At 42.6% G+C, this 18,736-nt stretch carries 5 protein-coding genes; all 5 read right to left on the reverse strand.

From position 1 onward, the window contains the following. Positions 1 to 10 precede the first annotated feature (10 nt). Positions 11 to 1,327 (reverse strand): HlyD family type I secretion periplasmic adaptor subunit, encoded by a 1,317-nt coding sequence (locus CW745_RS11495; RefSeq protein ID WP_101108827.1) that lies wholly within the window; start codon positions 1,325 to 1,327, stop codon positions 11 to 13. Continuing rightward, complete coding sequence (locus tag CW745_RS11500; RefSeq protein WP_101108828.1) at positions 1,324 to 3,465, reverse strand: type I secretion system permease/ATPase; 2,142 nt, start codon at positions 3,463 to 3,465, stop codon at positions 1,324 to 1,326. Before CW745_RS11500 ends, CW745_RS11495 begins: the two co-directional genes overlap by 4 nt. Then, positions 3,465 to 16,322, reverse strand: coding sequence for a hypothetical protein (locus CW745_RS11505; RefSeq protein WP_101108829.1), 12,858 nt, complete (start codon positions 16,320 to 16,322; stop codon positions 3,465 to 3,467). The genes CW745_RS11500 and CW745_RS11505 overlap by 1 nt, the downstream gene beginning before the upstream one ends. Positions 16,323 to 16,473: 151 nt before the next feature. Continuing rightward, entirely contained in the window at positions 16,474 to 16,989 is a 516-nt protein-coding gene (locus tag CW745_RS11510) for a hypothetical protein (protein WP_101108830.1), read from the reverse strand. Between the two features lie 25 nt (positions 16,990 to 17,014). Beyond that, the gene (locus CW745_RS11515; protein ID WP_101108831.1) at positions 17,015 to 18,529 is read right to left on the reverse strand and encodes a YifB family Mg chelatase-like AAA ATPase; all 1,515 of its coding nucleotides are present in this window, start codon (positions 18,527 to 18,529) and stop codon (positions 17,015 to 17,017) included. Between the last annotated feature and the right edge of the window lie 207 nt (positions 18,530 to 18,736).

Consider the following 18,736-nt stretch of genomic DNA (forward strand, 5'->3'; position numbering starts at 1 on the left):
TGTTTCATATTTATGGTTCTCTCAACGCATTAGCACGCGCACGCAAGAGAGGTTTTAACCAGTAGTTTAAAACCGATTTTTTACCGGTTTTAATATCAACACTGGCTTGCATGCCAGGGATGATTTCAAAACTAGTTTGAGTTTGCTGTGTCTCAATGTTGACTTGGTAGTAGGTTCCCCCCTCCTCATCTTGCAGGGCATCTGCACTTATATAGGTAACTACCCCTTTTTCTCCACCATAGATAACGAAATCATAGGCGGTAAATTTCACCATTGCTTCTAAGCCCATTGATAAATAAGCGATATCTTTGGGTTGAATACGTGTTTCAATAATCATTTTTTCGCTGTCAGGCACAACCTCCATGATCGACTCTCCCGGCTTGATAACACCACCAAGGGTACGCCGTGCAATATCTTTAACTCGCCCCTGTAACGGGGAATAAAGCGCGGCACGTTGCAAACGATCCGCTAAGGCAGGCTGACTCTCATTGAGTTGTGCTAACTGGTTGCGTGCATCAGTAAGCTGAGTACGAATTTTAGCGCGAAAGTCACGGGCTAAGTTAACCGTATCAGTGATCGCCCCTTGATAGGCGGCCTGCAAGCGTTTTTCATTTAAGCGGGAACTGCTTAGCTCACCCTGCATACGAATCTGTTCACGCTTTAACTGCAACAACTCAATTTCTGAAACAGCCCCTTTTTGAACACTTATCTCCGTTAAACGTATCTCCTGTTGCGATAACTTAACGCTCTCAGATAAAGTGCGAGAACGACTTTTAGCTTCATTAAATGCTTGAATAGCTTGCTCTATCTCTTGCTTTTCCAAAGTTAATAAAGAGCGTAACTGACTCAGCCTTTCATGATAATTTTCAATAATAGTTTGCGCACGTTTTTCAGAAAAAGCACCACTATCAACTTCGACATCAATAATTTTTACACGCTCTCGCCAATCTTTATGGTCAGCATCAATTTGAATACTTTGTAATTCGGCTTGTGAGCGCACAATCAACATCTTTAACGCATCGCTTTGTTGTACCCCCTCCTGCCAAGCTGCTTTAGAGTAAGTATTATCAAGCGTTGCAAGCAATTGCCCTTTCTCAACAAGGTCGCCAGAGCGAACATGTAATTCCGTCAATATGCCGCCTTCCAAGCTTTGAATTTGTTGAACTGCACTCGCAGGTACAACCCGTCCTTCACCAATAATAACTTCATCAAGTTCCGCCCAATGCGCCCAAAAAATTACGGTGCAGAGCAAAGCAACACTGATCCAAACAACACGCCTTGAGCGACGCGCTTTTACCTGCTGTTGCCAAAATAGAGAGGTACTCATGATTCTCTCCGTGTGACGTTAACCGACTTAATACGTGATCGGTTTATAGTTTGTGGTGTTTTTTGCGCTGTGGGTAAAATAGTCTCTCGTGGGCCGTCACTAATAATACGCCCCTTATCCATGACAATAATACGCGAGCATAAAGCAATCATCGAAGGTTTATGACTAACCATGATATATCCCACCTCTTTAGGTAGCTGTTTTAGCCCCTCAATAACATCATTTTCAGTCTGCTGATCCATTGCACTACTTGGCTCATCAAGTAGCAAAAGATTTACATCACGTAACAAAGCACGCGCTAAAGCAACCGCTTGTCGTTGCCCGCCAGAAAGATAACGGCCAGACTCGCCGACAGGGCTTTCTAAACCTGCGCTAAAACGACTCGCTAGACGCGCGACACCTGAATGCTGAAGCACTTGTGATAGTTTATCCTGTTGAATATCGGTATTACCTGCACAAATATTTTCTAATACAGATCCAAAAAAGAGATTCGGCTGTTGCGATACCCACCCTGTATGTTCTCGAATAACACTCGCAGGCCATAGTTTGCTGTCGATATTGTCGTAATTCAGCGCGCCCGAAATAGGAGATAGTTGATTAGCAAGCAATGCTAATAAAGAGGATTTACCAGCACCGGCTGCACCAACAATCGCGACGCGTTCACCAGGTTTTATATGCAAGTTGATGTCGATAAGCACCTGCATCTCTTGATCAGGATAGCTAAAATTAACCCCATCGAGTTTTATATCTCCCTTAAAGCTTTGGTTTTCAACAATTTGACTATCGCTATTTTCTTGCTCAAGTACCATCACACTTTCTAAGCCTTGAATTGACGAGCGTGCTTGCTGATACCGCAGTAATAACCCTGAGACCTGATTAATTGCCCCCGCACTTCGCCCACTCAACATCACCATCGCAATTAGTCCGCCCATGCTTAAATTACCCGCACTAATTTGGTAAACCCCGGTAATAATTAAACCGATAGTGACCAGTTGTTGACTACTAGTTACCAAATGGCTAACCACATTGGAGATGTTTTTCGCATTGATGTTCCAGTCAGCAAGAGCTGCCACGGTTTGTTCCCAACGTCGTTGAGCGGCACCTTCACCGTTGATCTGCTTTATTTCAACTAAGGTATTTAGGTTCTCAATTAATATCGCTTGGCGTTGCGTAGATAACTTGCCCGTTTCTTCTAAGGCATTTTTTATTTTTGGTTGCACCACTAAACTCACGACAATAATCAGTAACATCACCGCAATCGGAATATAAACCATGAAACCGCCTAACCACGCCATTAACCCTAGAAAGAGCAACGTAAAAGGAAGGTCTACTAAAGTCACAATCGTGGCTGAGGTTAAAAATTCACGCACACTATCAAACTCTTGAATCTGTTTACTAAATGCGCCAATCGACTGCGGTCGTTGACTTAATTTCATGCCCAGCGTTTTAGCAAACAGCTGTGATGATAGAGACAGATCAACCTGACGCCCTGCCATGTGCGTTAAATGAGCGCGTGATTGTTTTAGTATCCAATCAAAAAGCACCGCAATGAATGCGCCTGTTGCCAATACCCATAAAGAATCAAAGGCAGCATTAGGCACAACACGATCATATACATTCATGGTAAACAGTGGGATCACGACAGCGAGCAGGTTAATCAAAAAAGAAGCAATAAACAGATCTCGATACCAAGGACTTACCTGTTTTAAGGCTTGTTTGAACCAATGCGTCTGATGACTCGGTTGAAATTCCTCGGCACGGCTATCAACGACATTATCGACACTAATTCGCCATGCCTGTTTTGAGTTATCCTGTAATGAAGCAAGTGGCATTATCGATTGTGTCGACTCATTATCAGCAGAAAAAAAGTGTACCGTTGCCTGCTGTTTTTCCAATGCGGTGATCACTGCAGTTTGCCCGTCAATTAAAAGCAAAATGGGCAGGTTATCCGCACAAAACTGCTTACTGTTGATCTCATCACAGAGTAAACCTGCATTAGCTAAAACACGGGGTAACAGGTGATTCTCAATTCTGCCATTTTCGAGTGGCAAACCAGAAAGCAGTTTGGTTTTATGGCAACGTTTAGCAAACTGCTTTGCTAAAAAAAGCACCGCAGCTAAATTAGTATCGTTATTCATTAACCCTGTCCAGTGATCAGGGTTTGATCATCAAGTAACTTGGTTAAAATAGCGGTTTCGTCAAAACCAGAAGCACCACCATAGAGATCATTTATACTGGTATTTTCTAACACGATATTCTGTACCACATTACTACCATCGAGTTTTACAGCAAGGGTCGTATCAGTGCCGCTTTCAGTGAGATCCATCACCGCATCGAGTTGAGCTCCCGAGCTTGCACTCACCTGCTTTAATAGATCGGTTAAATTGAGGCTATCGCTGCCAACCGTAAAATCGCTAATTCGGTCAGTTACGGGGCTACTCTGTCCATTATCATTAAAGGCAAACTGATCATCACCGTTGCCACCACTCATTTCATTATCTCCGGCCCCTGAAACAATAACATTGTTATCGTTATTACCTACGTTAGTCGTACTATCCGCGAGCACATTAACCGCTAACGTTTGCCCAACCCCCGATGCTTTATCTCCCGCCAATTCTCCGACAGGTACAATAGTAAGATCAAAGTTTTGCACGCTGTTTAGAGCTGTTAGCATCGCATTTGCTAAATCAGCTTGTGCAATCGTCCATACACCACCATCTTCGGTCGCATGGCTGATACTTACCCCCGCTGGTACACCAGTGATTTCAACATGACCTTTTTCTGTTAGCGCAGGATTAACTAAACTTAACTCAAGCGCTAATGGTGCGTTGCTTCCAAGTACAGCAAATATTGAGTCAGCATTAAGTGTTAAATCAGGAATATCAACCACAGGGGCTAGATCCAGTGTGCTATCAAAGGTGACTTCAGGACCGATATCTACTTCCTCTACACCGCCAACGATTGCTCTATCGATAGTTGACAAACCTATTTCTAAATCAAGTAAACCAAAGGTATCTGGCCCAGAAAGTAGCTCAAAACCATCAAACTCAGAGGCATTTACTTCTAGTGTGGCAACGTACATATTGCCAATTAATACAAAGGTTGCTTCTTGCCCATCAACACGAATACGGTCAAGGCCAACAATATGTTCTTCATCCTGTATTCTCACGCCTAAACGTAAGGTTTCATTACTGTTTGTTTCGCTACTTTCACCACGCATATTAAAGTGAGTAATTTGCCCTTCAGATCCAGTTAACGCTTCCGGGACACTAAACACCTGAGCGACATCGCCAATCGGCAGGACTTCTAATACAAAATATCCCTCTGTAGTCACATAATCACTAGTGCCTTTTTCATAGCCGATAACAGTCACTTTCATTGGAATATCACCACTAAAGTCTAGTGGCGGCTTCATTGCAAGCGTTGCAAATTGATTCGCCGTAATGCTCCATTTATAGGTTGCTTGACCATTGAAGGAGCCACCATCTATCCCATTATTGGGTAAAATAGTACCGCCATTCCACACCAAAACAGCCCCCGTTGGTACACCACTTATCTCAATCGACATCGTTTCCGAGCCATCATCATCAATAAAGCTCACTGCTAATCCGGTTAAGTCGATAAACGTATCTTCATCACCTCGGCTACTATTTGCGCTAATATTAACGGCATCAGTGACCGGTAAAACTTCAATGGAAAAGCTGCCAGAGACTGATCCCGTATCGGTCATCGCTCCGCTATAACCAGTAGCGGTATCAACAACTTGCGCTGTATATCCAATATTAATATCGCCAGAGTAATTAAGCGGCCCTTTGTATAATATTTTATCAATACGGGTTAAATCGTTTACCGTCCAAGTGCCATCATTGTTATCAGTTAATACACCAACCGGGGCACGTAAAAAGCCGCCATCGGGCAATGTTAATAACAATGAAGTAATCGATTCAATGCCCTCTCCAGCTATATTCGAATCGGCAAATAGGGTTTGTAAATCCAATACTGTATAGGTATCTTCTAAAATTTGTGCGTTACCAGCCTCTAATGCCAGCTCATCAACAACGGGGGCTATCTCAAACTGTAATTGCTGTACTTCAATACGTGTATCACCACTCTCTCCATCAGTTGCAATCGCGGTGATTGGCACCTCAAAGGTGCCTGCAAAGTGTGCATCAATGCCAACTAGTTGCAGATTATCAAGTGATGCTTGGGTAAATAAGTACTCAATTAATACTTTGCCAGAGCTGTCATACACGGCAATCACATCACTACCGGTTATCGTCCCTCCTTGTGGCAAGTCTGACGCTAATATGACAAAACTCAGTAGGTCATTCGCATCGCCATTTACGCTGTTTAGTGTCTGGCTACCGATATCTATATTATTATCTTCGTCAGCAGTAATGGGTGCCGAAGCGAGTGTTTGTATGTCACTGGCGACACTGTTACTGCCATCCGCGGTAAAATGAACAAATAAGTTTGTATTGATCATGAGCTCATCATTACCATCTAAAACTCGCGCACCAACCGTGATTGATACCGGTAATAATGAAGACTCACTACTATAAATAGTGGCACCTGCTAATACCTCAGCACCAACCTCTTGAATATTAGCAGCAGTGAGTCCATCAGCCGGAATTAACCAATGTCCTTGACCATCGTGAATAGCACCATTTGGATGGGTAACTAACCAGTTATCCCCTTTAGGCACAGTAATAATAAGGTAATCAATCGTTTCAGATCCGTCGTTATCTTGATCGTAAAAAGTAACTACCCCAGCTAATGAAATGGGATTGCCATTGCTTACCTGGACATCTTTACTCGACTCCAAGCGGGTAATATCTTCGGTAACATCATTATCGGGTGAAAGTAGATCTTCGACTTCAGCGTTGACATTAATCAGCAAATTATCATTATATGAAGCGCTCACTTGCGCACCACTGTCAGAGGTGTCGGTCACTTCATAACTAATAGCAACATTAAAGCTACCACTTGCATCGATAGGCGCTTTAACGCTGAACCGTCCACTGTCCATTAATTCACTTAAGCTAGGGCTAGTCGCATCAATATAGTCAGCTAAATCAACCGGCAACTGTCCAATCTCAACACCATCAAAATAAAGTTTCATCCCAGGCGCAAGAGCGGTAATGGAAAAAGCAGTGACGGTTTCACTACCATCTGAGTCTTCATTTGTCGTAGGAAGTAGTTTTAATGGGACTAATAAGTCTTCTGTGCCAGAAGCGCTAATGTTAACGTTGGTTGCACTGTTATCAATCACTGGTTGTAAGTCTATTTCAACTTTAAGCTGATAAAGGTTATCGTCACTCCCCCCATCTGGTTTTGCATCGCCATCAGACTCTGTGATGACCGCTTTAATATCAAACTCAATCAAACCGCTAAAATCGGTAACCGGCTTAATATATAAATTTTGTAACTCAGCCAACGTGACTTGATAAACCGGCTGACCATTAACAAAATCAACAATCGCTAGATCAACCGCATCGCCAGAGCTGTTAGTGATACTGACACCATTTGGTAGATTGGAGATCAGCAGATTAATATTTTCAGATCCGTCTTTATCGGCTGTGGTAATGCCTATCGCTAAGGAAACCAGTGAATCTTCTAATGCGCTATCGTTACGAATAATTTGTGTATTGCTATCAAAGTCCCAGCCTGCACCAGGTGTCACCGTTGGTGTATCCACAACCCCTTTTAAAAACACCTCAAAGGTTTTTTCTGCAGACAATGCTGTCTCTACACTAGGCGCAATTCCCTCTTGCGTTGACTCTGTTGATAGCGCTTGCACAGTGAACGTAAAGCTTCCCGTTTCCGAACTCACATGAGGTGCGGGTAATAACCCAACCTCTCCAGATTCAACATCAGCACCTTCAACCTGAAAACGTCCACCACCTAAATCTGTGACCACAGCAGTAGATCCAGCAACAGCTACGACGCTCCAATCGGTGGCAACTGTAATAATATAAGAAAGTGTTTCACTGCCATCCGTATCAGTTAGGTTCCCATTCAATACGCTGTTTAACAACACAACTTCATCTTCTAGCCCTTTCGCGTTCACAACCGCAAGTTCAGGGGTATCAGCAATAGGTTGGACATTAAAACTAATGGTTTTCTCAATACCTTGCGCACTATCGTTATTTTCACTTTCAGTGGCAATCGGGGTTACGGTAAACGTTAAAACACCTGCAAAGTTAGCATCCGGTGTGGCTTTTAATTGCGTAAGTTGCACCTGCGTTAATACATCACCACTATTTACTTTTGAGCCGAGTATCGTCAATGTCAGTCCCGCTTCAATGCTCCCTATTTGATAAGTTAGAGTTTCAGAGCCATCTACATCGAAAAGATCTGCATTTAAAGCAACAGGTTGCGCGCCACCATCTTCGAGTAAGGTATATTGATAATCAGAATTTGCATCATCCCAGGTTGGCGTGTCAGCCACCGAGGTAATCGTTAAGGGGATGCTATTCGGCGTCACTATATCGGCACTGCCATCTTTACTAATTTGCGCAGTTACCTCCAGCGTTACCGTTTGTGTTTGATCTGAACTGTTTAGTAAAGGGTGGTATAACAGTGGAAAGGTCGGGGTATACAAACCATTAACACCGACAGTAAAATCACTCGTAGTAAGAATATAATCCCCATCCACATTGGTTGCTAAAGGGTTACCGTTAAGGGTCAAGCTCCCGCCTTGCAGGCTAGTAGCCGTAAACACGACTTGTAAAAGCTGTTCATTATTATCGAGATCGCCTACCGAGACAGTTAAGTTTAACGCTAAACTATTGTCTTCTAAGGTAGTGGTATTGGTGATCGTCACTTCCCCCTCTTCATCAGCTATATCCATCAGTAACCGGCTGACTACACTATCACCATCACCATCCGTGACGGTATAGTTAACATTGTCTAAAATCCCAAAACCAGGGTGATAAACATTGCTGTAAGTTTCTAGCGTTCCAGTACCATCCGCATTAATAAGAATGCGTCCATAGACCGTACCACCACTAGTCGCTAATGTTATCCAGTTCCCAGGGAGGTAATCGATGCTATCAACGTTGACCGCCGTGACTGAAGCGCCATCAGCACCGGTGATCGCTTGACTGCCTAATAGATTAAGCTGTGTCGTTTCACCTTCTTCTAAAATCATTAACGTGTTAACCACTTCAGGGACATCATCAACGATATTTATATCGACTAGATTATTAATCAACCGGCTCACATCACCATCACTATCCAGCGCTTGAATTGCTAACGATAAGGTTAATGTATCTGCACCATCAGCAGGATGATCAACGACATCAAGCAACCTTAAATCGATCGTACCATTGAGATTAAAGCGTACTTTTAATACATCACTGCTATTGGTACTCGCTATCCACCAGCCATCGCTATTTGCACTGCTTGCTAATGTCACCGATTGACCGGCACTGAATAAGTTAGGGATCAGTTGCCCCGCTAATAAAGGTTCTACGGCAACAATATCGTCACTACCTTGATCAAGCTGATATTGAATGCTGTCTTTATCGTGCTCTGTCAGAAGTACGTTTTCATCAACATTTAAGTTATCGCTAACGAACAGTGATGGCTTTTTACCATCATCAATACTTAAATTAATATCATGAATAATTTGGCTTTGATCAGAGTCTATCACCACAAGCGGGAGGGTAATATCAAGGTTGTTATCATGCATGACTTTATCATGATCAACACTCTCGATTAAGGTAAAGGTCAATGCCACATCAGCACTTGTGCCTGCACTAATATTGATATTTTCAGATAATGTCAGCTCAAAAATGATGGTTCCATTCGCTAATACTCCTTTATAATTGCCATCACTACTTTCTTGCCATAATACAGATTCGCCATTTCTCATTAACGTTGAGCCATCACTTAACAGAACAACACCGTTATTAGAAACATCAAGTTTAACATCCACGATAGGATCGAGATCTGCACTAATATTAACCAAGGTCGTATCAGTATTATTAAATGAATTTGGCGTTGTAGGCGCAAGTGGCTGTTCACTGACATGTAAAGCCCCCCCCGCGACAATAGGTGCACCACTATCGCTGATATTAATAAGCAGGTTTTGATCGCTGATATCGTTATCGCCATCGGTCACACTGACCACAATAGGAATATTCAATATATCTACGTGTTGACCATTATTTGAAAGCTGATCAATAGCTTTAAAGAGTGTCACTTGGTAATCTAAGTCGCTCATCGTTTGTGTTTCTAGAGAGCCAATAATTTCAACCGTAAACACGGTTTCTTCAGGATTATCCGTATAAGCGATCAGCTTGCTGTTTACATCAACTTTATAAAGGATACTCAACCCACCGGCAGTCAAAGAAGGCTGCTTACTAATATCAAAAGCCACTGATACAGTTTCATCACTGCCAGGATTTACACTAAAACTGCCTTGTCCAATGACTGCACCAAGCGTTAGATCAGCTTCATCTAGCGTGGCTTCGCTATCATTGGTTATAATCGCATTATCGCCATCATTAACCGCCCAATTTAAGACCCCATAGGTTATCTCTGTTCCATCGATATCAAAGGCCGTAATACCCAATGCTAGAAACACTTTATCGCTACTTGTATGATCAATTGGTTGGTTTTGTGTGAAGGTAGCAGTCGCTTTTAAATCAGCACCTTGGCTGACTGCATTTAATGAAATACTAAAGACAGCCCCATTAACTGTCATAGCAGTAATGATATTTTCTTGTACATTCAAGCTGTAAGTAATAGTTTCGCCATTACTTTGTAAACTTAAGTTATTTAAGGCATCAATAGTACTACTGAGAAAGACAATGCTACTGGCCACTAAATCATCCGAGCCCGCATTGATAATAAACACTTTTTGATGGTCAGTTTGTTGTGCGACCGTACTTTCACGGTGCGCCATACTCTGATTACTCATGATCCCAGAGTGGCCATCAACAATATCAAAAACCACATTAGCATCGCTCGTATCGCCATCATAATCGATGATTTGATAATCAAAACTGATTTGTTGTAATACGGTATTGTCTAAATTGTTACTGGCAACGAAGCGCCAACTACCGTCATAGGCAACACTTAAAATGCCTTTTCCTGTATCAATAACGGCATCATTACCCGCTGTTATAGGCCATGTCACACCATTAAAAGTGACATTATTAACGACCGGATCACCATCGATCGCAGTATCATTACTTAATAAGTTCCCAGTCGCTGTCTGCGCCTCTGTCAGTGTATAAGTATCATTAACCGCATTGGGAATGGAATCATTAATCGTAAATACAATCGGCATTACAGAACGTTCAGTTGTACCATCATCATCTGTTTGCAACGCTTTAATAAATAGTTCAGTCACTAAGCTATCACTGCCTAACGAATGATCCACCGCTTCGAAAATTGTTACCGATGCACTGCTACTTACAGGGTCAATGGTGGCATTTAAAACTAAGCGACCATCTTCATCTCGCCTTACTTCAATTGATAAACCATCGCTAGATAACGTCGCAGTCACTGATTGCCCCTCGGAAGTGATTGCAGCTAATTGAGGTTGATTATCGGTAAAAGAGAGAACTGTATTATCGCTATGAATATCTAACAATGTTGATGCAGAGGCAGAAGTACGATTTAATGCTTGTTCATCCAAGATCATTTCATCTGCTAAGTTGAGGGTTGGCATCGCATCGGAGGCATGATTTCCAGCAATATCATCCACATCAACCTGCATCTGCCAAGTCAGGCTGTTATCAAGTGGACTGATATCGATATTTTCAACTAGCCATCGTCCACTATTGTCCACTGCTGCTGTAAAACTAACGCTATTGGTGCCATCACTCACTGTGAGCGTCACCACTTGTCCAACTTCTGCATTAGTCGTACCGCCAAGTGTGGTATGTGCACCAGTCATGAAATCATAAGTGTTGTAGCCAGGGTAATTTGTAAAGCCGTTATTACTGTCAGTATCGATATCGATGGTCACATCAGTATCTTTTTCGACATTATCAATCGCGTTCGCAACATTACCAGCGGTATCATAAGCCTGTGCATCTACTTCAAGTAATCCATCTTCCAGGCCACTTAAGTCGACATTAAGCGCTTCAAATTGCCCCCCCGCAATAACTGCAGTGGTAAGAACGGTATTACCCGATTGGTCACTAATAGTGAGTGATACCTGCTTGCCCTCTTCAATCCCCGTTGCATCACCAAAAATTCGACTACCCGATGTGATTTCAGCGCTGTTTAAATAATTATCGTTGCCAGAATCAATAGTAACGGTCAACGTTGCGAGGGTATCTTTTGAAGTACTATCTACCGCTTGTACGCTATTTCCTGCAATATCGCTCACCGTTGCTGTCGCACTAATATTGTTCGTACCATCCACTAAGCTGCTTAGATCAACTGCGGGTAATGTCCATATCCCAGCATTTACCGTCGTAGTAAATGTTAAACTGTTGCCAGCCCCATCTACCACAACGACGGTGACTAGCTGACCATCTTCAACATTTACGACACTGCCACTAATCTCTGTTTGTTTACTTTCAGGGCGGTTGATCACTTGATCAACCGTATCGCTGTCGGTTTTTATATCGATGGTAATGCCGGCCAAAGTATCTTTTAGCACGGTGCTATTAGCATTAAAAACGTTACCAGCAATGTCACTGACCGTGGCATTGACTGTGATAGTACCTTCATTAAAACCACTAAAATCGATATTCGCTACCGACCAAACGCTACCAGTAACAGTGGCTGTGTAAACCGCAGATGTATTGACACCATCGGTGATGGTAAAGCTAACAACTCGCCCATCTTCAACATCATTTACATGGCCAAATACACGCACAGCATCAACTTCTGAAGCATTGAGGGTATTATCTCCGGCGCTAAAGATCCCCACAGAAAGCTGAGCTAGGGTATCGATAACGATATCATCAGAAGCACTAGCAGTGTTGCCTGCAACATCCTGCACAGTCACTTGAGCCTCAAGTATCCCCTCAGCAAAATCACTGCCCGTTGGGCTTAAATCCACACCGGTTACTTCCCAGCGTCCATTGGTCACAATAGCGGAAAGCGTCTCGGTGCTACCTTGGCTATCCGTTAGAACGATAGTCACGCTTTGGCCATCTTCAATATGCGTAACGGAGCCTGAAAAAACGACATTACTCAGCTCTAATTTATTAAGATAACCATCGCCCTGATCATCAATAGTTATTGATGTTTCAGCCAGTACATCTTTAACGGCAGTGGCACTTGATACTGCGATATTTCCAGCAATATCACTCACAGAGACATCCACATTAAAAGGACCGTCATCCAGCATGCTTAAATCGATATTATCAACAGACCAAAGGCCACCAATTACAACTGCGGTTGGGGTGAGTGAAAGGCGGTTACCATTAATATCAGTAATAATTAGTGACACAGTTTGACCATCTTCAACATCGGTCACAGTGCCATGAATATGCACTGCACTTACTTCTGCACTATTGATAAATTGATCGTTGCCACTTTCGATGATGACATTAATAGCAGCGCTGGTATCTTTTATAATCGAAGTTTGTGCAGTACTACTGTTACCCGCTTTATCTATCGCAGTCACCTGTGCAATTAACTCACCATCTACCAAACTTGTTAATTCGCTTTTAGGGACAAGCCAAATACCAGCAACGACTTGGGTATTGAAGGTAAGCACATTATTTAATGTATCGGTCACAGTCACTGTCACAAACTGGCCATTTTCAATATTTGTCACACTACCGCGCAAGTTTTCATTGTCACTTTCGCTACTATTTAAGAGAGAATCAGAGCTTTCTTGCTCTGTCGTTATTGTGACACTGGCTAAAGTATCTTTATTTACCGCGCTATTATCTGTGGCGCCATTTCCTGCAATATCTTGACTGGTAGCGGTAAAGCTCAGTGCCCCTTCATTTAATGTACTTAAATCAACACCCGCGATAGACCAACTATTAGCGTTAATAGTGGCAGTGAAAGTCAACGTGTTAATACCATCAGTTACTAACACTGAGACTGTTTGCCCATCTTCTATATTGGCGCTAGTGCCTAAGATGGTTGTCGTAACAACTTCAGTCGCATTAAGCGTATTATCATTACCTGTTTCTACATCGATCGTAATTGAGGCTAACGTATCTTTTACTGTGCTAGTGTTAGCGCTGGCTTTATTACCATGTTGGTCGGTGACAAAGGCGTTAACCTGCAGATCACCATCACTCAAAGCGGAGAGATCAGCCGCGCTAATTTGATAGCTATTATTATTCACAACGGCAGTAAAAATAGCCGTTTTACCAAGAGGATCAGTTACACTGACGGTTACTGTTGCACCATTTTCAACGCCGTTGGTGGTGCCATGTAGTGTTGTCGCAGGGACTTCATTGGCATTTAATAGATCATCACCACCACTTTCAATGACCACGGTAATGGTTGCAAGGGTATCAATTTGTACACTAGTCTGTGTGCTCGCGGGATTGCCAGCATTATCGCTAATCGTTGCAACGACAGTAAAATCGCCATCAACAAAATGGCTTAAATCAAGACCCGTAAAAGCATATTGCCCACCAACTATTACTGCGGTGATGGTGCCGGTATTACCTGCGCTATCGGTGGCAATAATGGTCACTTGATTACCATCTTCAATATTCGTTACCGAGCCTGATGCTGACACATTACTAATTTCACTTTGATTTAAAACACCATCGCCACCGCTTTCAATGGTTAGCGTGATATCAGCCAGGGTATCTTTTTGTGCATTTGCATTGGCGTTAGCGACATTACCTCGTTCATCAGTAACGGTTGCTGTTCCTATCAGCTCCCCTTCATCAAGAGAACTTAAATCAGCAACAACAGAATATTGATTATTATTGACTGTCGCTGTAAAGGTAAGAAATTTTCCAGCACTGTCGGTGACGACAATAGTCACCATTGCGCCATCATTTACATCGCTGGTATGCCCAGATAGTTGACTAGTTGCTACTTCGGTAGCATTCAGGACACCATCACCATTAGTATTTATATTTAATGAAAGGCTCGCTAAAGTATCAATTAATGCAGTGTCTGTCGCCGTTGCAGGGTTCCCTGCGATATCACTAACGTTAGCGCTTGCGGATAAATCACCATCAACAAAATGGCTAAGATCGACATCGGCAATAATAAATTTACCATTATTCACGATCGCGTTAACTTGCTCACTATTGCCAACACTGTCAGTTAAAATGACGGTAACTGTTTGACCATCTTCCACACCAGTGGTGTTACCGGTTAGCGTTACCTCGGTTATTTCCGCCGCATTTAACCAACCATCCCCACCTTCACCAATGTTTATGCTAATTGTTGCAATGGTATCTTTGATTGCATCATCGCTAGCTGTCGCGGTATTACCGACATTATCTGTGACCGATGCGGTAACCGTTAATTTGCCTTCTGCTAATGCGGAGAGATCTTCTGTGATGCTATATAAACTATTCACATTAGTGGTACTAAATACTAAGCTTTTGCCGTTAACATCCGTTACCGTAAGGGTGATTGGCTCACCATCATCAACCTGAATGGTAAAACCCCAAATGCGTGTAGCAGTCACTTCAGCAGCATTAATTAAATTATCACCATGAGTGGCAATATGAGTAACAATACGTGCATTAGTATCAACTTGTATCGTATTCGCACTCGTAGCAGGATTTCCAGCTTTATCGCTTACCGTCGCCAACACATTCAAGCTACCGTCAGCAATGCCCGATAGATCCAAACCCGAGACACTATAAACGCCACCAACAATCGGTGTGCGAACTGTTCTAATATTACCATCGCTATCGGTCGCGATGATGGTCACTATCTGCCCGTCTTCAACGCCATTCACTGTTCCTTTTAGTGAAGCATTAAGGATCTCATCAGCATTTAACCAACCATCGTCACCAGTTTCGAGCGTTAGTGTAATGCTGGCAACGGTGTCTTTTACAATAGATATTTGATCAGTCGCTATATTACCAGCGATATCTTTCACCGTAACAAGTGCGCTTAATGTGCCTTCTGCAAAAGCGCTAAGATCATTATTATCAATAGCCCATTGTCCCGAAATCACAGTACTGGTAAACGTTTCACTATAACCATTAACATCAGTCACTATGACGTTAATCGCTTGCCCATCTTCAACGTTTTGAACCGTTCCAGCAAGGCCTTCATTAGCAACTTGAAAAATATTAATCACGTTATCATCAGCTTCACTTTCAAAGTGAACATCCACCTCAGCCAATGTATCGATAAAACTATCAGTAAGTGCATCAACTCGATTACCGTACTCATCTGCTACGTATGCATTAACCCTTACTTCCCCCTGCGCGAGTGAAGAGAGATCAACTTCCCCCAATGACCAACTATTATCTTTGACAAAAGCGTAAAAGGAGATCGTTTTACCTGCACTATCGGTAACATCGATATTAACCTGACGATCGTTGTCAATGTTAAGGGTGCTGCCATAAATAGGCGTTAAGGGGACTTCAAATTGATTGATGATCGCATCACGACCGGACTCGATAACAACACTAATCTGTGCATCATTATCTAACTTGCCCACTAATTCACTGCTTGGAGGTTCTATTACTGGATCATCATCATATGCCGTATCACGCGTTTGATATCCTGCATCAGCGAGCACTTCATTACTATCAATGTGTAAACGAGTAGTGACGCCTAGGCCACTGCCTGTTGAGTAAGCCACATTGGTTTCTGTACGATTATTTTCAGGGTTGAAGCTGGGGGTGATGCCAAATTGTAGTGCTTGTGGATCAATTACATAGGTTTGATTGTTGTAGCTAAAAACGACTTCTCCAGAGTTTTGCTGCTCAATAATTTGTTCAAGATTATTAAGCAAAGGCAAATCAGCATTAACCTGACTAATATCGGAGACCGCTTGCCAACTTCCATCCGCCATGATCATCCATAATTGACCATCTAACTCTACATATAATAAAACATTATCAATCATCGACTTGCACCACTTATAATAAAGAAAAGCTACAGGTGCAATTTAACAATAAAACAACATAAGTGAAATAAAGATACTAAAAATAGTGAACTATTTACCTATATTTAGAGTTTTAAATGAGGGGCAGAGCAAACTAAGCTTACATTACACTTCAACTTGAATTACTCATCTCGCGCCAAATCACAAGATCGATGGCTTCTTTTTTACTGTCTATTTTTTTTAAAACAACATTAAAACTATCTTGCCCTAAGCGAATTGTAACCGGCATATCTTTGATGAGCGCATGTGTGATCGTTGAATCAACCACCATCATCATTTCTCCCTCTTTCTTGTTAATACGTACTGAATGAGAGTCCCCACCAGCCTGTAACGCAAAGCCATAACGAATATTACTCGCACTTAAAAAAAGTAAGTCACCGCGCGGATTATTAACCTGCCGAAATAGCATCGCGCCGGGTAACATTTTTTTGGTGTAAAGATTAAAGGAACATTGCTCACAATGAGGAATAGCTTTATTTTTCCACTCGGTTAACTCATGCCCATCAAAATAAAGCTTATTTTTTTTCATCATAAATTGATTGTTAGAGTTCGCCTTTCCATCTCCGGAAAAGGGGTTGCATGCACTGAGCAATACGACTAAAAACCCAACCGCGAATGGTGTATACATAATTATTCCTTGATTTAAAATCCTGTTAAGAAACACTTTTTAATAACCTATCCATGGCGCGGTAATTGAGTGATTCTAATAAATGTGCTTTTTCAACCCTATCACTTTCTGCTAAATCAGCAATAGTTCTCGCGACTTTTAACAAGCTATGCCACGCACGAATAGAGAGCCCCATTTTATTAATCGCCTCCTCGAGGAAAACCGCATCTTGCTCACTGAGCTGACAATGCGCGCTAATCTCTTGTGTTGATAGGTAATGATTCAATTTCGCTTGGCGCTGAAGTTGACGTGTTCGGGCACTCAGCACACGTTGCTTTATTTGTGCGCTACTTTCTCCCTGATGCTTAGCACCAACCTGTGATGATGCAAGCATCCCCTTAGGCAAAAGAGGCACCATAATCGACAATGAAAAGCGATCTAAAAAGGGGCCAGATAAACGCCCTAAATAGCGTAATACTTGATCTGGCGTGCTACGTCGCAACTCGCCACTGATATGCCCACAAGGGCTCGGGTTCATCGCGCCTATTAATTGAAAATGCGCCGGAAAGGTCACTTGATTAGCGGCGCGTGAAATCGTCACGTCATGAGTCTCTAAAGGCTGTCGCAAGCTATCGAGTACCGTGCGTGGGAATTCCGGTAATTCATCCAAAAAAAGTACACCACGGTGCGACAGAGATATCTCCCCAGGTTTAGGTTTTCCCCCGCCACCAACCAATGCAACAGAAGACGCAGAGTGATGTGGGCTTCGATAGGGAGGTTGGAACCAATCATCACGCTGCTTACCGCACACGGAATAAATAGCGGCCGTTTGTAAGGCATGCGCTTCACATAGAAGAGGTAATAGCCCCATAAAACGCTCTGCTAGCATGCTTTTACCGGTACCCGGCGGACCAATCAAAAGCGTGTTATGTCCCCCAGCTGCCGCTATCTCCAAAACGCGCTTAGCCTGCTCTTGCCCTAACACATCGCCCATATCAGGCAATACTTTCTCCCCCACTTGGGGCTGTGCCTGCGCATTTGGTAATTCTTTAACGCCTTGTAAAAACGCACACACATCGGTCAAGCTATTAGCGACATAGGAAGTAACACCAGTCAGCGCCGTTTCATGTTGATTTTCTGGGCAAACAATAACACTACGTTGTGCAGCTTTAGCAGCTAAAACACAGGGAATGACACCATCTACAGGACGCAAGTCGCCTGCAAGGGTTAACTCAGCAAAACATTCCAACTGTTTAATTTTAGACTCAGAGAGTTGCTCAGATGCAATAAGAATGGCAATAGCTATCGCTAAATCAAAACGTCCCCCCTCTTTAGCCAAATTAGCGGGAGCGAGATTCACAGTAATTTTTTTATTAAAAGGGAATTTAAAGTTACTGTTGGTTATCGCACTCCGCACTCGCTCTTTAGCCTCTTTGACCGAGGTTTCTGGTAACCCCACTAACGAAAAACAGGGCAATCCAGTACTTAAGTGTACCTCTACCAGTACCTCTGGCGCATCGACACCAGACAGTGCGCGACAATAAAGCGAAGCTAATGCCATGTAAAACCCCTACTCATTAGTGATGCGGAAACAGCAATCTGAAAACAATACTAATTGAGTATAGGTAGTTACAAATAATTTACTTCATCAACCTTGTTGTCAATTTATTGCTCAAAAATGTGACAGTAATTGAAAATTACTGTCATTTTTGCTATAAAGACGCACTTTTTAAATGAAGATAGCCATTGAGAAACATTCAATCGCCAA

It is taken from the genome of Psychromonas sp. psych-6C06 (genome assembly GCF_002835465.1).
Classification (GTDB): Bacteria; Pseudomonadota; Gammaproteobacteria; order Enterobacterales; family Psychromonadaceae; genus Psychromonas.